The sequence below is a fragment of the Gluconobacter sp. P5E10 genome, from assembly GCF_018812145.1.
Classification (GTDB): domain Bacteria; phylum Pseudomonadota; class Alphaproteobacteria; order Acetobacterales; family Acetobacteraceae; genus Gluconobacter; species Gluconobacter cerinus.
This window is the reverse complement of the sequence record NZ_JACRVZ010000001.1, coordinates 328,561-348,803: the sequence shown is the minus strand read 5'-3', so window position 1 is coordinate 348,803 and position 20,243 is coordinate 328,561. Positions and strand designations below refer to the sequence as shown.

23 protein-coding genes are annotated in these 20,243 nt (G+C 58.2%); 13 read left to right on the top strand and 10 right to left on the bottom strand.

Features of this window, described 5'->3' with window-relative positions; genetic code table 11:
• Positions 1-8: 8 nt before the first annotated feature.
• Genes KP707_RS01540 through aat form a run of 3 tightly spaced genes read right to left on the bottom strand, consistent with a single transcriptional unit; the run spans position 9 to position 2,115 of the window.
• Positions 9-581 carry a hypothetical protein gene (locus KP707_RS01540; RefSeq protein WP_215751565.1) on the bottom strand — a complete coding sequence of 191 codons (573 nt, stop codon included), beginning with the start codon at positions 579-581 and terminating at the stop codon, positions 9-11.
• On the bottom strand, positions 578-1,456 hold the full coding sequence (locus tag KP707_RS01535; protein ID WP_211516013.1) for a hypothetical protein: 879 nt from the start codon (positions 1,454-1,456) through the stop codon (positions 578-580). The genes KP707_RS01540 and KP707_RS01535 overlap by 4 nt, the downstream gene beginning before the upstream one ends.
• A complete protein-coding gene (aat, locus tag KP707_RS01530) occupies positions 1,456-2,115 on the bottom strand; it encodes a leucyl/phenylalanyl-tRNA--protein transferase (protein WP_211501936.1) in 660 nt (219 codons plus the stop codon). The genes KP707_RS01535 and aat overlap by 1 nt, the downstream gene beginning before the upstream one ends.
• Positions 2,116-2,207: 92 nt before the next feature.
• On the opposite strand from aat, the gene KP707_RS01525 reads away from it, so the two are divergent.
• Positions 2,208-2,375, top strand: a complete 168-nt coding sequence (locus KP707_RS01525; protein ID WP_157091174.1) for a hypothetical protein — start codon at positions 2,208-2,210, stop codon at positions 2,373-2,375.
• 3 nt (positions 2,376-2,378) lie between these two features.
• On the opposite strand, the gene KP707_RS01520 is transcribed toward KP707_RS01525, so the two are convergent.
• Positions 2,379-2,771: an MAPEG family protein gene (locus KP707_RS01520; protein WP_232309097.1), complete on the bottom strand. Its 393-nt coding sequence runs from the start codon at positions 2,769-2,771 to the stop codon at positions 2,379-2,381.
• Positions 2,772-2,802: 31 nt separating this feature from the next.
• A complete protein-coding gene (locus KP707_RS01515; RefSeq protein ID WP_086634383.1) occupies positions 2,803-3,636 on the bottom strand; it encodes an EcsC family protein in 834 nt (277 codons plus the stop codon).
• Positions 3,637-3,756: 120 nt separating this feature from the next.
• On the opposite strand from KP707_RS01515, the gene KP707_RS01510 reads away from it, so the two are divergent.
• Positions 3,757-4,272: a hypothetical protein gene (locus KP707_RS01510; protein WP_099210700.1), complete on the top strand. Its 516-nt coding sequence runs from the start codon at positions 3,757-3,759 to the stop codon at positions 4,270-4,272.
• A gap of 15 nt (positions 4,273-4,287) precedes the next feature.
• Here the strand turns inward: KP707_RS01510 and KP707_RS01505 are convergent, their stop codons facing one another.
• A complete protein-coding gene (locus tag KP707_RS01505; RefSeq protein WP_046899964.1) occupies positions 4,288-4,704 on the bottom strand; it encodes an EVE domain-containing protein in 417 nt (138 codons plus the stop codon).
• Between the two features lie 148 nt (positions 4,705-4,852).
• Between KP707_RS01505 and ccmC the strand changes: the two genes are divergently transcribed.
• The 11 genes from ccmC (at position 4,853) to KP707_RS01450 (ending at position 15,852) form a co-directional block, all read left to right on the top strand.
• Positions 4,853-5,614 (top strand): heme ABC transporter permease CcmC, encoded by a 762-nt coding sequence (gene ccmC / locus KP707_RS01500; protein WP_203548383.1) that lies wholly within the window; start codon positions 4,853-4,855, stop codon positions 5,612-5,614.
• On the top strand, positions 5,611-5,778 hold the full coding sequence (locus KP707_RS01495; RefSeq protein ID WP_143412318.1) for a heme exporter protein CcmD: 168 nt from the start codon (positions 5,611-5,613) through the stop codon (positions 5,776-5,778). Before ccmC ends, KP707_RS01495 begins: the two co-directional genes overlap by 4 nt.
• Positions 5,775-6,278, top strand: coding sequence for a cytochrome c maturation protein CcmE (ccmE, locus tag KP707_RS01490; protein WP_064273832.1), 504 nt, complete (start codon positions 5,775-5,777; stop codon positions 6,276-6,278). The genes KP707_RS01495 and ccmE overlap by 4 nt, the downstream gene beginning before the upstream one ends.
• An 8-nt stretch (positions 6,279-6,286) precedes the next feature.
• Positions 6,287-8,266 (top strand): heme lyase CcmF/NrfE family subunit, encoded by a 1,980-nt coding sequence (locus tag KP707_RS01485; RefSeq protein WP_211501935.1) that lies wholly within the window; start codon positions 6,287-6,289, stop codon positions 8,264-8,266.
• A 12-nt stretch (positions 8,267-8,278) separates the two neighbouring features.
• Positions 8,279-8,833 carry a DsbE family thiol:disulfide interchange protein gene (locus tag KP707_RS01480; RefSeq protein ID WP_211495959.1) on the top strand — a complete coding sequence of 185 codons (555 nt, stop codon included), beginning with the start codon at positions 8,279-8,281 and terminating at the stop codon, positions 8,831-8,833.
• Positions 8,833-9,291 (top strand): cytochrome c-type biogenesis protein, encoded by a 459-nt coding sequence (locus KP707_RS01475; protein WP_211502229.1) that lies wholly within the window; start codon positions 8,833-8,835, stop codon positions 9,289-9,291. The genes KP707_RS01480 and KP707_RS01475 overlap by 1 nt, the downstream gene beginning before the upstream one ends.
• Positions 9,292-9,295: 4 nt before the next feature.
• Positions 9,296-10,036, top strand: a complete 741-nt coding sequence (gene ccmI / locus KP707_RS01470; protein WP_211501934.1) for a c-type cytochrome biogenesis protein CcmI — start codon at positions 9,296-9,298, stop codon at positions 10,034-10,036.
• Positions 10,033-10,317: a hypothetical protein gene (locus KP707_RS01465; RefSeq protein ID WP_046899971.1), complete on the top strand. Its 285-nt coding sequence runs from the start codon at positions 10,033-10,035 to the stop codon at positions 10,315-10,317. Before ccmI ends, KP707_RS01465 begins: the two co-directional genes overlap by 4 nt.
• A 151-nt stretch (positions 10,318-10,468) precedes the next feature.
• On the top strand, positions 10,469-11,875 hold the full coding sequence (locus tag KP707_RS01460) for a lyase family protein (protein ID WP_211501933.1): 1,407 nt from the start codon (positions 10,469-10,471) through the stop codon (positions 11,873-11,875).
• A gap of 114 nt (positions 11,876-11,989) precedes the next feature.
• Positions 11,990-13,492, top strand: a complete 1,503-nt coding sequence (locus KP707_RS01455; protein WP_211501932.1) for a S10 family peptidase — start codon at positions 11,990-11,992, stop codon at positions 13,490-13,492.
• Between the two features lie 155 nt (positions 13,493-13,647).
• On the top strand, positions 13,648-15,852 hold the full coding sequence (locus KP707_RS01450) for a histidine kinase dimerization/phosphoacceptor domain -containing protein (protein ID WP_211501931.1): 2,205 nt from the start codon (positions 13,648-13,650) through the stop codon (positions 15,850-15,852).
• A gap of 88 nt (positions 15,853-15,940) precedes the next feature.
• On the opposite strand, the gene purF is transcribed toward KP707_RS01450, so the two are convergent.
• The 4 genes from purF to thiC are packed head-to-tail and all read right to left on the bottom strand — an operon-like array spanning position 15,941 to position 20,196.
• On the bottom strand, positions 15,941-17,380 hold the full coding sequence (gene purF, locus KP707_RS01445; RefSeq protein WP_046899973.1) for an amidophosphoribosyltransferase: 1,440 nt from the start codon (positions 17,378-17,380) through the stop codon (positions 15,941-15,943).
• A 25-nt stretch (positions 17,381-17,405) separates the two neighbouring features.
• The gene (locus KP707_RS01440; protein ID WP_086634374.1) at positions 17,406-17,969 is read right to left on the bottom strand and encodes a CvpA family protein; all 564 of its coding nucleotides are present in this window, start codon (positions 17,967-17,969) and stop codon (positions 17,406-17,408) included.
• Between the two features lie 3 nt (positions 17,970-17,972).
• A complete protein-coding gene (locus tag KP707_RS01435; protein WP_211501930.1) occupies positions 17,973-18,329 on the bottom strand; it encodes a hypothetical protein in 357 nt (118 codons plus the stop codon).
• 13 nt (positions 18,330-18,342) lie between these two features.
• Positions 18,343-20,196, bottom strand: coding sequence for a phosphomethylpyrimidine synthase ThiC (thiC, locus tag KP707_RS01430; protein ID WP_249202717.1), 1,854 nt, complete (start codon positions 20,194-20,196; stop codon positions 18,343-18,345).
• Positions 20,197-20,243: the final 47 nt, after the last annotated feature.

Below are 20,243 nucleotides of genomic sequence, written 5' to 3'. Positions count from 1 at the left end.
CGCCCCTCTCAGTGCTTCGGGTCAATCCGGTGATAACCGACTGGTGGATCAAAGAGTTCTGCTGGCTGAGACGCACGATTTACCGAGGCAGCCTGTACCACAAGTCGCCCGCTCTGGGTCGCGCCGAGCAGCAGACCATCTGCCGTGTAACAGAAGTCTGTGGGCTTGTTGTCGGTGTCCGCAGCTTCCCAGATGACGCACGGCTCCCCGGCAATTGTGGCCGGACCGACCTGTTTCCACGCCCCTGGCGCAGGTGTTCCCGGAGCGGAAAACGATTCGCCCGGCGCTTCGGTGACCGTGGCAGTTTTCAGAGCCGTATCCAGAACCATCAGACGATGAAGCCGGTAATCCGTCAGCATGACCGTTGAGGCCCCTTCCGGATCAACGCGCTGACGCCACATCTGCGAGTTCCAACGCATCCGCTGGTGCAGATGCTGCCCTCCCGGCCCCACCATGACGTAATCGATATCCGCATCGTGCATCGGTGTGACAAAAGGGGCTGTCATGGTGTCAGCAGCGTTCGCTGCGCCAGTTACGAAAACGGCCAAGGTAAAGGCGGCGGCCAGAGAAATACGCTTCATTCTTTCATGCCACCGTTTACTGGTCCGCTTGGCGGCTGATCAGGTGAGGAGACCGTTCCGTCGCCAGCAGAATCATTAGGAACAGATGGCTGGGTTGTATCCTGCGAAGGCGCAACCTGCCCTGGCAAAAGCGTTGGAGCCGCAGGACCTGAGGTTTCCGCAGGAGTACCTTCTGCTGCAATATGACCCGGCGTCTGCACACTGGAATCGCCTGCAGCGCCACCTTCCGGCACAGGAGATGGCGTTAGTGTGTTCGCTTGATTGCTGGCTCCCCCCTGACGGCGAGACGCTGTGCGGGGTGTAATTTCCTGGAAACCAGCCGGGGGCTGGAACGTCGCGGTAGGGAGATCCCCATAGGACAGGCTTACAGCGCGGATAGAGCCCGAGGCACCATCGGCATCCACACCATCCTCGGCAAGAATGACACCATCGTCAGTCACGCAGGCCGAAGCTTTGCCATGGGCTGTCTGGATATCCCAATGATCACAAACGGCCCCGGCAATCGTCTCTTTACCGCCCTTGGTGTACTTCATGCCCAGATCCAGCATGAACGGATTATGCAGTCCGTGCTGGGGACGAATATGTGCGTACAGTTTGCGCGGCACCATTACGAGCGTCACGACCTGCCCCGGCCGGTCCAGAATCGTGATGCCTTGCCCATCCGCTGAATCGATCCGCAGCAGATCACCCGAGCCTGAGAAATAGACCTTCACATCGCCGCCCTGAGAGGCCGGAGCAGACAGGTGATAGGTCACGGTCGCATCACGCGCGGGCGCCAGTCTCGGATGGTCATCAGCGAGAGCCGATCCGCCACTGCCTGCGAGAAGCAGGCCAATGAGAAGAGCAGACTGATGCCGCCGGAGGAATGAAATCATCAGGATTCTCCTGGATGTGGGCGCAGAGACGCGATGTCATCGCGCAGGGCGTGCAGACTGAAATCATCCGGCCAGATGGTACGGACAGTCAAAGCCTGGTTCAGCAGCGCCAGATAATCTGCCGCCGGAATACCGATGCCCCCAAGCGTTGTCAGATGGGGAGTGGTATATTGCGTATCCAGAAGGCGATACCCTCCCTTTCGCAATCCTGCAACGAGATGAACCAATGCAATCTTGGAAACATCGCGCTGGCGGGAAAACATGCTCTCCCCGAAAAATGCTCCGCCAAGGGCAACGCCATACAGCCCCCCTACCAGGGCACTGTCGTCCCAGACTTCGATCGAATGTGCAAAACCACGCTGATGCAGAGCGCCATAGAGGTCACAGATTTTTGGGCTGATCCACGTCTCTTCCCGGCCCGGCGCAGGGTCTGCACAGGCCAACATGACATCTCCAAAGGCCCGATCCGATGTAACCTGAACCTTGCCGGACCGGATCGTACGCATCAGTTTGCGGGGAACAATCATTGCGTCGAGCGGAAGTACTCCACGCTCCTCTGGAAAATACCAGCTGAGCTCATCACTGTCCCGATCAGGGGCCATCGGGAAAATCCCCGAGGCGTAAGCATCCAGCAGGATTTCAGGCGTAATGTCAGACATCCGGTTTCTGCTTCGCGTCGCACATGGGGGATTATTCACCTTTCTGTACCCGGATGTGGTACATAGTACTCCAATCTCGATGGAGTACTGCATTGCCTATAGCGTTTGTTTATCTGATCTGTCTGATTCCGCTCGGGCTCGCACGCTTCCTGCTCCCTGAAGCTGACGGCCTGCTGATGGCACTCGTCAAAATCTGTTTTGCAGGAATTGTGTTCTGGGGCCTACTGGACTTCTGGCGCCTTCGCCCCAAGCGAAGCTGATCGTCAGATCAGTCCGCCCAGAACCAGAAACAGCCCGATCATCGACACACCCCAGATCAAACTGCGGATGCTTCCCAGACCCAGGGCATAGGCTGGAATATAAGCCAGTCGCCCCAGGAAGTAGAGACCTGCTCCCCAGGTCACCAGACTTCCGTCCCGACCGGCCACATGGGCCACAAGGACTGCCCCGATAAAGATCGGGAGCGTCTCCTGAAAATTTGCCTGTGCCCGCCGCATTCTGGCGGCAACGCCTGTGTATCGCGGGGCTTCGCCATCCCGGTTACTCGTGGCCCACTGCACACCATCCTGCCTGCGGCAGGCCGCTGACGTCAGAAATAGCTGCACGACAGCCAGAACCAATGTGAAACTCAGCCAGACAAGACTGCTCGGCATCATATTTCCAGCTTTCGTTCAGCGTCCTGAAAAATCAGGAAAAGGTTTCTGACGCAGCACCTGAGCGGATGTCCACTGCAGCTTCGTGAACAGCGCGACCGTGAGTGCGCTCCAGACGACGGATCGTGAAATGTGCCCGCGCAAGTGCGCGATAATGGGCGAGGAAGGCAGCATTAAGCGAAGCACCACACAGCGCACCTGCAACAGGAACCATCTGCAACGCGAACTTCCGCGACAGGCCAATTCCATAATGAGAGGCCACTTCGGAAATCAGCATCACAACCGGACGTCCACGCAGCAAAGCACGCGCGGAGAAGAACCCGAGTTCCCCATCGTCCTCTTCCTGACGGGCAGGGAAAGTTTTGAGTGCAAACACTTCAAGGCACGCGCGGCGTGTTCCCTCATCACGCAGGTCTTCGCCCTCTTCACGGGCAATCCGCGCGATTTCCCGCATGATAGTCAGGGTTGTGAACCCGACGTCAGGGGCCAGTCCAAAAATTCCACCAAAACCACCGACGGCGCCCGACACGGCAACAGCAGCCTGTCCGGCATTCTCACGCCACGGTTCACGAACGAGCGGGACGTCATTCTTGATCCCGACAATCGCAATATTGAAAGCACGTTCAATTGCGATTTCAGCCGTCTTCTGAATTTTCTGTTGCACCGTGGGCGCAAGGCCGAGGCCTTTCATCCCGAGTCGCGCAGCCTGCCCGACGGCTCCTCCCATCAGGTCCGCCAGACGGACAAGGACACCACGCCCCTGTTCGACGCGTTCCAGCACGGACTGAAGCTGGGCCAACGAGTCCCCGTCCAGCGCCAGTGATGCAAATTCGCTACTCGGAAGCTGCGAGCCATTCTCTACGGTCATGACGATCAAAACTCCTGTTCGTAAGACCTGAAACCGTTTACCCGATAGCAGGTTTCATATCGCATCACGAAAGCCCCCTGCTTGACGGGTGCCCCGGCCGGGTGTGGAGAAGGACATATTATGAAAACATTTTCCCGCTGGATCCTGTCTGCCCCGCTGGTAGCCAGCCTCCTTGTGACAGCAGCCACACCGGCTCTGTCCGCTCCACATCATGCCCATCGTAGCCACAGTACAGCCGATCTGCCACAGATCCCGCCGTCAACGGCGCATCAGCTGAACAACCCGCCAGAGAAAAACCTGACGCCCGCCCAGCAGGTTGCACTGCCAGACGGTGGAGCTCCTCCGCCGCCGCACGGCTATGTTGCCGTGGAAGACTCCGAGGAAAGACTCGCAAATTTCAGCGGTGAAGTGCGGACGCATCTTCCTGTCGGCATGCCGGGCACCAATGCTGAGCAGAAAACCAACGGCACAAACAACCTGCCGTCCCACTTCAGCATTTTCGGTATGCCGGTGAAGTTCAACGCCCCCGTTACGGCGCCCTATCACAGCGAAGATCTTCCCCTCACCTACGCCGGGCACCCGTCCAACGGGCAGACCAATGTTCTCGTCAACGGGGATGCGTCAGACATTCACTGACCGGGAGCGGGTCCGTCAGGCGCGGACCCATCCGCCGATTTTTGTCAGATGCTGGAACTCCTGCTCCGTCACAGGGGCGACAGAAAGGCGGGATTGCCTGAGAAGAGCCATCTCTTCCAGAGCCGGATCTGCCTTGATCTGAGCCAGGGTTACCGGAGTCGTGAAAGCACCATTCGCCTTCACATCCACGCAAACCCAACGCGGGTCGTCCGCAGTCGGGTCCGGATAAGCCTCTTTCACGACCCTGACGACACCAACGATCTGCTTTTCGCTCACCGAGTGATAGAAAAACGCCAGGTCATCCGTCTTCATGGCCGCAAGATTGTTCCGCGCCTGATAGTTGCGAACGCCGGTCCATGGTTCGATGTCATTACGAACCTGTTCATTCCACGAAAAGGCTTCGGGTTCGGATTTTATCAGCCAGTACGCCACGTCTTTCTCCTGCGGAAAGTTCCCATTTCGCGCTCATTTCCGTGAAACGTGATAACAGTCATAGGAACAATGGGACAATGCGCCCCTTCCGAATGCGTGGGGTTCGGACTATTTCAAGTAGAAATATTTCTCCGAGTTGAGAGTTCCCGTGCGCCCTACGCCCAATCTGCTCCATCGTTATGCCAATCCGGGGCAATTCCTGCGTCTGGCCCGTGCGCTTCAGCCGTGGCTATCCACAGGTGCGATCATCTTCCTGACCGTCGGCATTGTCTGGGGCCTCTTTTTCGCTCCCGCTGACTGGCAACAGGGCGAGACAGTCCGGATCATGTATGTGCATGTCCCGATGGCCTGGCTTGCGTCCTCCTGCTATCTCGGTCTCGCTGTCTGCGGGCTTCTTTCCCTCGTGTGGCGGCATCCTCTGGCGGATCTCGCGGCCATTGAAATCGGTCCGGTCGGGGCCTGCGCAGCCGCTCTTTGCCTCGTCACAGGCTCCCTCTGGGGACAGCCGATGTGGGGCACCTGGTGGGTATGGGACGCGCGCCTGACCTCCGTTCTGGTGCTGTTTTTCCTGTACCTGGGGCACATCGCCCTGATCCGGGCCTTCGATGAACCTGCCCGTGGACAGCGCGCCGCTGCCATTCTGGCACTGGCCGGAGCCATTGATCTACCGATCATCAAGTTCAGCGTCCAATGGTGGAATACGCTGCATCAGCCGGACAGCATCACGCTGACTGGTGCACCGACCATGTCCATGACGATGCTCTGGCCGCTTCTCATCACCACCATCGGCTTCACACTTGGTGTCGCCGCTGTCATTTTCGCCCGGCTGAGTGCCGCAATCCACGAGAGCCGCGCGCGTCAGCTGATGGCACGCTCCAGGCTCAACCGTCCGGACAGGTCCGCAGCATGATGCACCTTCCCAATCACTGGCCCTATATCGCCGCAGCTTATGGTCTCACCATCGGCTGCTCGCTGGTTCTCGGTATCGGCGCGGCTTTGCGTCTGCGCCGTGCCAAAGCCCGGCTGGCGGCTGTCGAAAGCCAGCTCCGCCACCGTGAAAGCTCTGCATCATGACCCGCAAGACACGTCGCCTGTGGATTGTTATCGCCTGCCTCGCCTGTATCAGTTCCGCGGCAGCCCTGACGCTGAGGGCCTTCTCGTCCAACATCGTGTTCTTCATGGCCCCGTCTCAGGTCAAGGCGCACCCCCCGGCGCCTGATCGCACGATCCGCCTGGGCGGAATGGTCGTTGCGGGCTCACTGCACCGCATCACGGAACACGATGCCCCGGTAAACTCCTTCAACGTGACGGATGGCCAGGCTTCAGTCGAAGTTCACTACACCGGCATCCTTCCTGACCTTTTCCGCGAAGGCCAGAGCGTCGTGGCACTAGGCACGGTGCAGAAGGATGGTGGTTTCACGGCCAGTGAAGTGCTCGCCAAGCATGACGAGACTTACATGCCCAAGGAAGTGGCCGAAGAACTGAAGCGTACCGGCAAGTGGGACCCACGTTTTGGTAAAGCTCCTGACGCGGCAAGCTGGGACACCATGACAGCCAAGAAAACCGGAGGCTGAACGCCATAATGTTTGGACCAGAACAGGGCCATTTTGCCCTGGCCCTCGCCTGCGTTCTCGCACTCATTCAGTTTGTCGTTCCCCTCTGGGGCGCTCACAAGCGCAATGCCCGCCTTGTCGCCATGGCGCCATTTCTCGCGGTTTCACAGCTTTTCGCTCTGGCCATCTCTTTCTTCAGCCTGATCATGTGTGCCGTTCGGGATGATTTCTCCGTCCAGAATGTCGCGGCAAACTCAGCTGCCTCCAAACCGCTGCTGTATAAAATCACGGGTGTCTGGGGAAACCATGAAGGGTCTGTCCTGCTCTGGACGCTGATCCTCGGCGTCTGTGGCGCAGCCGTATCGACATTTGGGCGCAATCTCCCGGATATTCTCCGTGGCCGCGTTCTGGCCATTCTTGGCGGTGTTTCAGCCGGATTCCAGCTGTTCTGCCTCCTGACCTCCAACCCGTTCGACCGCGTTTTTCCGGCTCCCATGGATGGTCAGGGCATGAACCCCCTGCTTCAGGACCCGGGCCTCGCCTTCCATCCGCCCATTCTCTACACGGGCTATGTTGGCTTTGCCGTCCCATTTGCGTTTGCCGTTGCGGCTTTGCTTGAAGGCCGAGTGGATGCCGCGTGGGGCCGCTGGGTTCGCCCTTGGGCCGTAGCGGCCTGGTGCTTCCTGACCTGCGGCATCGCACTTGGGTCCTGGTGGTCTTATTATGTGCTGGGTTGGGGCGGCTACTGGTTCTGGGACCCTGTTGAGAACGCTTCGCTCATTCCGTGGCTGACCGGAACCGCACTCGTTCATTCCGCCATCGTCGTAGAAAAGCGCGAGGGCCTGAAAATCTGGACGGTTCTGCTGGCTATTGCGACATTCTCGTTCTCCCTGTCCGGCACATTCCTCGTCCGTTCAGGTATTCTGAATTCTGTTCATGCCTTCGCGAATGATCCGGCCCGTGGCGTGTTCATTCTGGCACTTCTGGCTTTGGTCATTGGCGGTTCGCTCGCTCTCTTTGCATGGCGCGCACCGTCTTTGACATCTGGCGGCCTGTTCTCACCCGTCTCGCGAGAAGGCTCGCTCGTTCTGAACAATATCCTGCTGTGCTCGATCTGTGCGGTTGTTGTGACAGGCACGATGTATCCGCCATTCATGCAGCTTCTGGCGGGGCGCACCATTTCAGTGGGCAAGCCATTCTTCGATGCGGCAACCATCCCACTCACAATTCCCCTCCTTTTGGCCATGGGCGTCGGAACAGCGCTGCCATGGAAACGGGCGCAACTGGCACGAACATTCTCCCATCTGTTTGTTGCAGCCATTCTCGCTGCCATCGGCCTGGTCCTGTGTTTCTGGAAGTTCTCTGGAGCATTGCCCATCGCCTGTGGCGCTCTGGCGATCTGGGTCATGGCGGCCTCCGTTACGGATGTTCTGCGCCGCATTGGCCTTGGTCATTCCAGCCGCAGTGACATGCTGGCGCGCGCCAAGAGCCTTCCCCGTTCAAGCTGGGGAGCAGCGCTGGCACATATCGGTGCAGGCATTACCGTGCTGGGTCTGTGTGGAATGTCTGGTGCCCAGCATGCGATCGTAGAGATCCACGTTGGCGAGACCCGCAGCCTCGCCGGTGATGACTGGAGGCTCGTCAATGTTCATGACTATGCCGGGCCGAATTACCGCGCGATGCAGGCAGATATTGCCGTACGCCATAACGGCAAACTGGTCACGATGCTGCATCCGGAAAAGCGGGACTTCACCACACAGAACCAGACAACAACAGAAGTCGCGATCCATACGAACTTCATCACGGATCTTTATGGCGTCGTGGGAGACCGGCACGGAACGGGCGCCGATGCGACCTATGTGCTACGTCTGCACAAGAACCCGCTTGCCCCGTGGATGTGGCTGGGCGGGCTTGTTATGGCCATCGGCGGAGCGTTCTCGCTCTCGGATCGTCGTCTGCGCGTTGGCGCACCGAAGCGGTCTGCCGCACGGACCATGGCCAAAGCCTGAGGAGAGACACGCATGAATGCAACACGACGCGGCCTCCTGACGGCCCTTCCGATTGTTGGCGCTGGCGTGCTGGGCGTCGGGTTCTGGAAAATGCTGCAAGGAATGGAAAGTGGCGGCTTTGACCCGCGGGCCATCAAAAACCCGAATGTCGGCCGCCCTATTCCTGAATTTGCCATGCCAGGTCTGCCCGGACTGGGTGACGGATTTACGGATAAGGAGCTGAAGGCTGAAACACGCCCGGTTCTGGTAAATTTCTTTGCGTCCTGGTGCATTCCCTGCGTTCAGGAAATGCCTGGCCTACGATCCATTTCCCGCAATATGCCCATCTGGGGCATCGCGTATGAAGACAAGCCAGAAAACGCGAGTGCCTTTGTTCAGCGTGATGGCACGCCTTATGCCCGCGTGGCTTCTGACAGACATGGCCGCGTCGCGATTGACTGGGGTGTAACAGGCGTGCCGGAGAGCTTTCTTGTCGCCCCCGGCGGCCGGATTCTCTGGCATGGCAGTGCCGCTCTCGATCCGCAAATCTACGACGCGGAAATCCGGCCAAGGCTTACAGGACTATGATGAAACGTCTGTCTGCCCTGCTGCTCGCTGTAGCACTGGCGGGAGGCGGCATCGCTCTCGCAGTTGATGACCCGTCAGAAATGCTCTCCAACCCAATGCAGGAAAAACGTGCGGAAGCCATCGGTGCTCACCTCCGCTGCCTCGTCTGTCAGAATGAGAGCATCGAAGACAGCAGTGCACCGCTGGCCCGCGATCTGCGCAAAGTTGTTCGCGAGCAGGTCGCGGCGGGGAAGTCTGACCAACAGATCATGGACTGGATGGGAGATCGCTATGGCGAATTCATCCGTCTGGCTCCCCAGTTTTCATGGTCCACAGCCCTGCTCTGGCTGATGCCTGCTCTGGCTCTGGTGGCCGGTCTTGTTATTGCGTGGCGTGCGACGAGACGTCGCATCATTACACCTGTGCCGCTCTCGGATGATGAGCGTGCACGCCTGGATGCCCTGTCGGGCCGGGAGTAAAGTCTTGTTCTGGTTGGGAATCCTGAGTGTTGCAGCTATCACGCTGCTACCGGCCCTTTATGGCCTCCGCCGCCTCCGCCGCCGCGTGGACGCGCGGGACTCTGCTTTGACGCTCTATCGCGGCCAGCTCGCCGAACTCGATCGGGACCGGGATTTGGGTCTCGTCAACGGAGACGAATACGGGGCAGCCCGCATCGAGATCCAGCGGAGGCTTTTGGCTGCTGACGAATCTTCCGCCACACCAGACCTGAAAGACGCAACGGCCCGTTCGAAGCGCTTTCTCCCCGTTTTCGCCGTTGGTCTTGGCATCCCGGTTGCAGCATTTGCGCTGTATATCGTGAACGGGCACCCGTCCCTACCGCCACAGCCTTTAAGCGCACGTCAGGTCAAGCCAGACGCTAAAGCGATGGTCATGATCCAGAAGCTTCAGGCGCAGGTCGCCACGATTCCAAAGGACAATCCGACCTACGAGACTGGTCATGTCCTGCTGGGTCAGATCGAGGCGCGCGCTGGCCTGACTTCAGAAGCCATCGCCGACTGGAAGTCCGCTCTGGACATTCATTTTACTCCAGAGCTTGCAATCCAGCTCGCAGAACTCCAGACCCAGAAGGACGGGCACATTTCCGCGAGCAGTCTTGATCTGTATCGCCGTGCCCTGGCGGCCGCCCCGGCTGATGCGCAATGGCGCCTGGCTGTGGAAGCGCGGATCGCCGTCGGTGAACATGAGGAGAATCACGGCCAATGATGGAACCCCTTTCCACAGCCGTCACAATCTGTCCGGTCTGCCGGCAAAAAATCCGGTCGACCGCAGAGCACTGTCCGAATTGCGGTGCTGAACGTCATTTCGGGCCCCGGATGATCGAATCCGCCATCTGTGCCTTCGCAGGGATGGTTCTGCTTTCAGCCGTTTCGACCATGCTCCTCCCGATCTCCCTGTGGACGATCGTCTTTGCGGCCGCAGGTCTTTGCGCGGGTTTTCTGTTCTCCCACAATCGCTTCGGTGGGGATCGCTGGCTCGGCCGTTAAAGGCCGACATCTCAGTCAGCAGTTGTCTGTGCTTCAAGCGGAAGCACCATCTGCTGATTGTCTGCGTCCCTTCCCCTGTTTTCCCCCTGATCCTTCTGGGATAGTTTCCGCGCAGGCATGAACTCCGTCCTGCAGGAAAGCTCCAGACCGCATGAGCCGTATTGAAACCGATGGCATGGGCCAGATCGAAGTTGCTGATGATGTTCTGTGGGGCGCCCAGACACAGCGCTCCCTGAAATATTTCAGCATCGGCCGCGAACTGATGCCGCAGGAAATGATCGAGGCTTATGCGATCATGAAGCGTGCCTGCGCCTCGGCCAATGCGGCCAGTGGCCGCCTGTCCCAGGATCGCGCGGATCTGATCCATACCGTCTGCGATGAGATCATGACCGGACAGCATAACCGGATGTTCCCACTCCATGTCTGGATGACGGGCTCTGGCACGCAGTTCAACATGAACGTCAATGAAGTCATCGCAAACCGGGCCAGCCAACTCACGGGTCAGCCGCTAGGTAGCAAGGCACCGTTGCATCCGAACGACCACGTCAACATGGCGCAGTCCACCAACTGCAACTTCCCAACCGCCATGCACATTGCGGCTGTTCTGGGTGTACATCGCCGCCTTATTCCTGCCCTCACCAGACTGAGGGATGCCATCGCTGCCAAAGCGGAAGAGTGGAAGGATCTGGTCAAGGTTGGCCGCACGCATCTTCAGGATGCTGTCCCCATTACGCTTGGTCAGGAATGGTATGGCTACGCCGGGATGCTGACAGACAATATTGCACGCCTTGAAGCGGCCCGGGATGGCCTCCTTCCACTGGCTCTTGGCGGAACGGCGCTCGGCACTGGCGTAAATACAGACGCCGGATTTGACACGCGTGCCTGTGGAGAAATCGCGCATCTGACGCAACTGGACTTCACGGCTGGCGAAAACAAATTCGCCCTTCAGGGCGCGCACGATGCACTGGTCCACCTGTCGGGTTGCCTGCGGACTGCGGCGGGAAGCCTGTTCAAGATCGCCAATGACATCCGCCTGCTGGCCTGTGGCCCTCGTGCTGGTTTCGGCGAACTGCTGCTGCCGGAAAACGAGCCAGGCTCTTCCATCATGCCAGGCAAAATCAACCCGACACAGGCTGAAGCCCTGTCCATGCTGGCCTTGCAGGTCATGAGCAATGATGTGGCGGTTGGCTTGGGTGGCGCGTCTGGCATGATCGACATGAACGTGTACAAGCCACTCATGATCCACAACATTATGCAGGGCATCACGCTCCTTCATGACGGGTCAGAGAACTTCCGTCAGCATCTTGTCGAAGGCATTCACGCTAACGAAGACAAACTGAAGCAGGATCTGGACCGCTCCCTCGTTCTTGTTACGGCGCTTTCTCCTGCCATTGGATACGACAAGGCCGCACAGGTCGCCCATCATGCGATGGAAAAGAACCTGAGCCCGAAGGAAGCAGCTCTGGAACTGGGCTTCATGACAGCCGATGACTATGATCGCGTTGCAGATCCGCGGCTGATGCTGTCTCCCAACATCAAGGCACCTCAGGGCCAGTAACAAGACAATACCGGCCCCGCATGACGAAAACTTCATGCGGGGCCGGTGGCAGACGAGCATCCGTGCTGGTAGGGCAGAAACAACCCTGCAATTCTCATCGGAGATGACAGACAGATGATGTCCCGCCGCGCGCTGCTGCTTGCCCTGTCCCTTCTTTCCCCCGTTTCTGCCTTTCCTGCCCTGGCGGCAGATGCCCCGAAGGACACGCTCAAAGCTGACGCAGCCAAGGCCTCAGACAGCTTTACCGGTGAAGCCGCTCTGCTTCCCACTGACTCCGTTACGAAGCATCATCTGAATGGCATCGCCTACACCGCTCATGCTGGCACCCTGACCCTCCGTGGCCCGGATGGGAAGCCGACGGCGCGCATGTTCTACGTGTCCTACACCAAGGACGGCGCAGCGGACGCCAAGCGTCCTGTCTCGTATTTCTTCAACGGTGGCCCCGGTGCCGCAACAGCCTACCTGAACCTTGGCGCCGCAGGCCCGGTCGCCCTGACCATGCCTCCCAAGGATGCAACCGACGGCACTCACGCGAAGCTCGGTGACAATCCGGATAGCTGGCTTCCGTTCACGGACATGGTGTTCTTCGATGCCGTGGGCACGGGCTATTCCCGTCCGCTCGACACCGCCAAGGCTGGAGACCAGTTCTACGGCGTCAAGCAGGATGCTAGCACGTTTGCCAAGGCCATCCAGCTCTGGACAGCCAAGAACAGTCGTCAGTCCTCCCCGCATTATCTAGTAGGTGAAAGCTACGGTGGCATCCGCTCCATCCAGGTCGCCAATGCGCTTCAGATGGAACAGGGAATTCTGTTGAACGGCGTCGTGATGCTGTCGCCTGCCATCGAAATGCCGCTTCTGGACACGGACGAGAACCCTCTGTCTGCTGCCCTCATGATCCCAAGTCTGATTTCGGCGCATGAAAGCCCGAACGTCACCCAGCAGTCGGCTGATGCAGCATATGAATGGGCGATGGGCACTTATCTTCCCAAGGTTGCTGGCAAAATTCCCAGCGGCGAAGACGGAAAGACATTCTACGCCGAAGTCGCTCACCGTACGGGCCTTCCGGAAGATGTGGTAACACGCCAGCATGGTGTTCCGGCTATCGGGTCGCATGACGTCATGTCCCAGAACGGTCGCCTTCATGGCCTGTATGACTTTACCCAGACGATTGCCGACCCTGCGGCAGACGGTCTGGACGAAAGCCCTGACCCAACGCTGTTCGGCTTTGGCCGGGCCTATGGCAACGCGTTCTCTGGTTATGCCGCCAACGACCTCGGTTTCCAGACTCCGCTGACCTATGATCTGCTCTCCTTCAAGGTCAATTCAAGCTGGAAATGGAGCGAAGGCGGTCCTGCTCCTGTCCATCAGATTCCAGTGTTGAACCGTTTGCTGGCGCTTGATCCGGGTCTGCGTGTGTTCGTTGCAAACGGGTACTACGATCTTGCCTGCCCGTTCGGCACAGCCCGCTGGATGAAGGACCATCTGACGGTCGGAGCAGACCGCGTTTCCCTGCATCTCTATCAGGGTGGCCACATGCTCTATACGCGCCCCGCCAGCCGTCATGCCCTGTCTCTGGACGTCGCATCCTGGATGCAGCAGGACACAATCCAGCAGTAAGCCAAATTGACAACAGGGGGCCGAAAACCTTAAGGTTCACGATATATTCCTGTTGAATTGTCGTATTTTCACAGGGGTTTGCTTTTCGAGCAGCCCCTGCCTAGATGACAAGACCAAACACTTTCTGCATTTCCGCCAAGAGGGATTTTCAGACCTTGACCTTATCGTCGAAGATCTCTCTCCAGTCGGGGCAGCCCCTTTCAGATGCGCTGCTCACATCCTGTGATCGTGAGCAGATCCATCGCCCGGATGCGATCCAGCCCTACGGGCTTCTCCTGATTGCCAAGGCCGATACTCTTCAGATTATTGCCGGCGCAGGCGATCTGGAAGCGCGCCTCAATCCGAACTGGCTGGGCCAGAGCCTGCCTGATCTTCTGAACATTCCAGCAGATGGGCTGAAACAGTCAGGCGGCAAGGCCCTGAACAATACCCGGGTCTCCGGCCTGCAGGACGAAACGTTCAATGCCCAGTTCCACGTCTCTGGCGAGCACCTTCTGGTCGAGCTGGAGCCTCTGGACAGTCGTAATTTCCTGACGTGGGAAATCTTCAGCCAGATTGATGCCACGGCTGATCGTTTCGAGCGTTGCCCGGACATTGCTGCCGTGTGCCATCACGGCGCACAGGTCTTCGCGAAGCTGACCGAATTTGATCGTGTGCTTGTCTACCGCTTTCAGGAAGACGGCTCTGGCTGCGTGATGGGGGAAAAGCGCAATGAGGCTTTCCCATCCCTCATGAACCACCACTTTCCGGCCAGCGATATTCCCCGGCAGGCGCGTGCGCTTTATCTGCGCAACCGTATCCGTGTCATTCCAGACATTCATTACGAAGCTGCCCCTATTCGCCCTGTTGAGGCTGGCACCACAGGCATCGACCTGAGTGATGTGCAGCTTCGCAGCATCTCACCCGTCCATTTGCAGTATATGTCGAACATGGGCGTGGCGGCTTCAGCCTCCATCTCTCTGGTCGTGGACGGCATTTTGTGGGGCATGATCACCTGCCACAACGCGACACCGCGCATCCTCTCTGAGGACATCAGAGCCGCATGCCGGACGCTCGCTGGCGTCATGTCACGTCAGCTTCGAAACAAGGAAGAACTCATCACGTATCAGGAGCGTCTGCGCCTGAGAAATGCCATTGAGTTCGCGACGTCCCATTTCGACCCTGCCGCGTCCGTAAAGGACAACCTCCAGCGATCCGTTACGGAGTTACGCAGCCTGTTTCCCTGCGATGGCTTTGCAGTCATTGATCAGAAAGAGATTAAGACGTCTGGCAAGGTTCCTGAACATTCGGATCTCTTGGCCATTCGGGACTGGCTCCGCCTGGGCAGCAACGGCGGGATTTTCTGTAGCTCCTGCCTGGGCAAGGACTACCCTCCCGCAGAAATGTGGCCCGAGGCTTCTGCCGGAATTCTGGCCATCACACTGCCTTTCCGAACCTCCCTGACGCTTGTCTGGAGCCGGGTCGAGATCGTTCAGGTCATTGAGTGGGCTGGCAATCCTCACAAGGGAGCGCCTGACCACGACGGGATTCTGCATCCTCGCAAGTCTTTTGAGTCCTGGGAGCAGACCGTTCTGGGTCATTCCCATCGATGGACGACAGAACAGAAGCAGGCCGCCCGTCGCCTTCGCCGCAGCCTGATTGCCGATTATCAGACCCAGCAACTCCGCGAGCTAAATGCGACCCTGACGGCGACAGTTCAGGAACGTGAGAGCCTGATTCAACAGAAAGACTTCCTGATCCGTGAGGTAAACCATCGTGTGCAGAACTCACTGCAAATGGTGGCATCTTTCCTGAAGCTTCAGGCCCGGACGTCCACGAACGAAGAAACCACCGAAGCCCTTTCTGAAGCCCAGCACCGGATTGCGGCCATCGGGCTGGTACATCGGCGTCTGTATCGTGGCGATCAGATGGGCATGGTTGATCTGAGCCGCTACCTTGAAGAGTTGATGGAAGAGCTCTGCTCTTCACTTGGCGAGGAATGGCAGGCGCAGCTTCGCATGGTTCTGTCACCCGTCTCCATTTCGGCTGACCGCGCCATTAATGTCGGGCTAGTACTGACGGAGCTGGTCATCAATGCCAGCAAATATGCCTACGGCGGCCAGGCCGGTCCGCTTTACCTCTCACTTTCCGTCACTGGCGACCGTCTGACGCTGACTGTTTCCGATCAGGGCCGTCATGACATCAATCTGAACGGAAGCGGTTTCGGGACACGCATGATGAAGGCTGTCGTCGGCAGTCTTGGTGGCACCCTCACCTATACGCCGCTTTCCCCTGGCCTTGAGGCTGTCATGGCTGTGCCGCTCGACATCAACGGACCTGCCTCAGCGCATGAAGACATTCCTGACGGTCTGTATTCCTGAAAGCATCTGTCTGAGCACAAAAAAAAGCGCCTGCTCCCTCATGAGAGCAGGCGCTTTTTCCATAAGGTCGCAATAGAGCGAATATCACTCAGGAAACCAAATTGCCTTCTTTGTCTACGAGCGTGATCGGATAATCACCCGTGAAACAGGCATCGCAGTAGCGACCTGCGCCATCCGTACGACTTTCATGACCCAGCGCCCGATAGAGGCCATCAAAGCTGATGAAGGCGAGGCTATCCACGCCGATAACAGCAGCCATTTCTTCCATCGTGTGGGTTGCTGCCATCAGCTTGCTCTCTTCGGGCGTATCAATGCCATAGAAGCAAGGGTGGCGCGTCGGCGGGGACGTAATGCGCATATGCACTTCCGTCGCACCGGCCGCGCGCACCATATCCACAATCTTGCGAGACGTCGTTCCACGTACAATCGAGTCATCAACCAGAACGACCCGACGCCCGGCCAGAACCGGCCGATTGGCGGAGTGCTTCATCTTCACACCAAGATTTCGGATCTGATCCGTTGGCTCAATGAATGTCCGGCCGACGTAATGATTGCGGATAATGCCCAGCTCAAACGGGATACCGCTCTCAGCCGCATATCCGATAGCAGACGGAACGCCGGAGTCCGGCACTGGCACGACAACGTCTGCTTCAACTGCCGTCTCGCGCGCCAGCTCTGCACCAATGCGCTTGCGGGCTTCATAGACAGGCTGGCCTTCAAGCACTGAATCAGGCCGTGCAAAGTAGATGTATTCAAAAACGCAGAAGCGCCCACCCTGATCGCCAAACGGGCGAAGGGACCGAAGCCCCTCAGAGTTTATCACTACGATTTCGCCGGGCTCGATGTCACGAACGTATTCTGCGCCAATGATGTCGAGCGCACAGGTCTCACTGGAAAGAACCCAGCCACCGTTCGAATCTTCGTAACCCGGCATCCGCCCCAGAACCAGCGGACGAACGCCCAGTGGATCACGCATGCCGATCAGGCCATCATCGGGCGTCAGGGTAATGAGGGAGTAAGCTCCCTTCACCTGCTTGACGGCATCAATGAAGCGATCGAGCACCGTGGTGTAGAGGGAAATGGCGATGAGATGGATGAAGACTTCCGTATCCGTGGAGGAATGGAAGATACATCCGCGCTTTACCAGCGCCTGCTTCAGTGTGGCAGAATTGGTCAGATTTCCGTTATGGGCAACGGCCAGACCACCGAACTCGTAATCCGCATATAGCGGCTGCACATTCCGGACATGCGTTCCACCTGTAGTGGCGTATCGGTTATGACCGATGGCGACACTTCCAGGCAGCGTTGCCATGACACGGCTGTCTCCGAAGACATCACCGACCAGCCCCAGACCTTTGTGCTGATGGAACCGTTCGTTATCGAAACTGACGATTCCGGCAGCTTCCTGACCACGATGCTGAAGCGCATGGAGTCCTAGAGCGGTCAGGGCAGACGCATCAGGCACGCCCCAGACGCCGAAAACGCCACATTCCTCGTAAGGACGGTTGAGAGTATCGGAGGCAGTCATGCAGTTCGGCCTTTCCGGACTGGGTTCACAACGACGCGTCATGACCGCTTGTGGGCGGCGATGCAAGATGTGGTTGCAATGAATGTGGCAGATAACCGGCAAGTCGGGATGCTCCGGCCTCAATATATGGCCCGGTGAAGCTTCCCTGCATCAGGTAGGAGGTCCAGGACCCGAAAAAAGACCCTGCCAGCAGATAAAGTGCGATCAGCATCACATATCCGCGCAGAATGCCGAAAATAGCGCCCAGTATGCGGTCTACGCCACCAAAAAGAGTGCCCCTCACAGCTGCGCCGACACGCCCGGCGATCGTCGTCAGCGTCAGCAGGATGACGATGAACAGGACTGCCGCGCTTGCGCTCTCCGCCAGCCAGCTCTCATGCAGATAGGGAGAAATCCATGGAACCAGGGCAGCATGGAACCGATAGGTGAGAATGACGGCCGAAGCCCACGCGACAAGCCCGGAAAGCTCTGTGGTAAAACCGCGTGTCAGTCCCCAAAGAGCAGACAGACCAATCACGATCAGCACGCCGATATCCAGCCGGCTCAGGTCATCCGGCGAAATATGAGACAGATCTGGAAGAGAGGGCATGGCTCAGGGCAATTTGGTGGAACGATAGTGGCCGCCTTTACGCGGACGGATGCCATTAGCACGAAGTTCTTCCGCAAGGCGGATTCTTTCATTCAGCTCTGCCCAGACCTGATCAGCTTCAACGCCACGGGCTTTCCACACCTTCTCAAGAAGACCGACGAAAGCCGCGCTTTCACGGACCAAACCGGCGCGATCATTGACCATGACATGCAGAACGCAGTTTGAAGCCGAATTGCCCAGCCGGGTCGCCAGTTTCGTGACTTTGCGGGTTTTCCGGAATGGGAGAAGGTCTTCCTTAAGCGGCATCACTCTATGATGAGGGTGATGGCCTATGGACGCAAGGCCACCACCCTCAATCATTCCGCGTCAGGTGTTATTCCGCAATCGTTTCTACTTCATTTTCCGGAACATAAAGTTTTGCACCATGTTCCTGAAAGACTTCACTCATCTGCGCCATCCCATCCTGACGTTCTGCCTCACGGCGAATGTCGTGGCTGATCTTCATGGAGCAGAACTTCGGGCCGCACATCGAACAGAAATGAGCCGTCTTGTGAGCCTCTTTTGGAAGCGTTTCGTCGTGGAAGCTCCGTGCCGTATCCGGGTCCAGCGCCAGATTGAACTGATCTTCCCACCGGAACTCGAACCGTGCGCGGGACAGGGCGTCATCCCGCAACTGAGCTACCGGATGCCCCTTTGCCAGATCAGCAGCATGAGCCGCAATCCGGTAGGTTATGACACCCGTCTTCACGTCTGAGCGGTCCGGCAGACCCAGATGCTCCTTCGGTGTCACGTAGCAAAGCATCGCCGTCCCGAACCAGCCAATCATGGCCGCCCCGATACCCGACGTGATGTGATCATAGCCCGGCGCAATGTCGGTCGTTAGCGGGCCAAGCGTATAGAACGGCGCTTCGCCACATTCCTTAAGCTGCTTGGTCATGTTGACCTTGATCTTGTGCATCGGCACATGACCCGGCCCTTCAATCATGACCTGACAGCCCTTTGCCCAGGCCACCTTCGTCAGTTCGCCCAACGTCGTCAGTTCAGCAAACTGCGCCGCATCATTCGCATCGGCAATCGACCCCGGACGCAGCCCATCCCCCAGTGAAAAGGTGATGTCATACCGGCGCATGATGTCGCAGATCTCTTCGAAGTGCTCGTAGAGAAAGCTCTCGCGATGATGCGCCAGGCACCAGGACGCCATGATGGAGCCACCACGGGAGACAATTCCCGTGGTACGCTTTGCTGTCAGTGGGATGTGCTGAAGACGGACACCAGCATGAATCGTGAAATAATCCACGCCCTGCTCGGCCTGTTCGATCAGCGTGTCGCGGAAGATCTCCCACGTCAGCTTCTCAGGAACACCATTCACCTTCTCCAGCGCCTGATACAGCGGCACCGTTCCGATCGGCACTGGAGAGTTCCGCATGATCCAGTCACGGATATTGTGAATGTTCCGCCCTGTAGAGAGATCCATCACCGTGTCCGCGCCCCAGCGAATGGACCAGACCAGTTTTTCCACCTCTTCGGCCGCAGAAGACGTCACAGCCGAATTGCCGATATTGGCGTTCACCTTCACAAGGAAGTTGCGGCCAATAATAACCGGCTCAAGTTCCGGATGGTTGATATTGGCGGGAATGACAGCCCGCCCCCGCGCCACTTCTTCGCGCACGAATTCTGGCGTGATGAACGCTGGAATTTCCGCACCGAAATCCTCGCCATCTGCCCGGCGCTCTTCCGCTCCCTCAGCCATTTCAGCACGGCAGACGTTTTCGCGATGAGCAATATAGATCATCTCTTCCGTGATGATCCCGGCCCTTGCGTATTCATACTGCGTGACGTGCTGTGCGCTCTCACCCGAATAGACTTCGTGCGGTGCCGGACACGCCGGAACAGCTTGCGCCTCACTTGCGAAGCCGTTGTCTTCTGGCTTGACGGCCCGCGCTGCAACCCGCTCGAAGCCCCGCTTGGCAAGCCATTCTGCACGTGGAGCCGAGAGGCCCTTCGTCACATCAATCGTGACAGACGTGTCTGTATAAGGACCGGAGGTATCATAAACTCTGACAGGCGCTTCATTCGCTGACGGATGCAGCGCAATTTCGCGATATGGGACCAGAATATCCGGGCGTCCCGGCGCTTCGGACCATTTCTTGCAGGAACCCTGAATCGGGCCTGTCGTCACATGACCTACAGCTGGTCTCTGGTTCAGGTTTTGTGGAATGTCACCCATGTTCGCCCCCTCTGAGGCAGAGGGAGCAACAGCACGCACCACTGGCA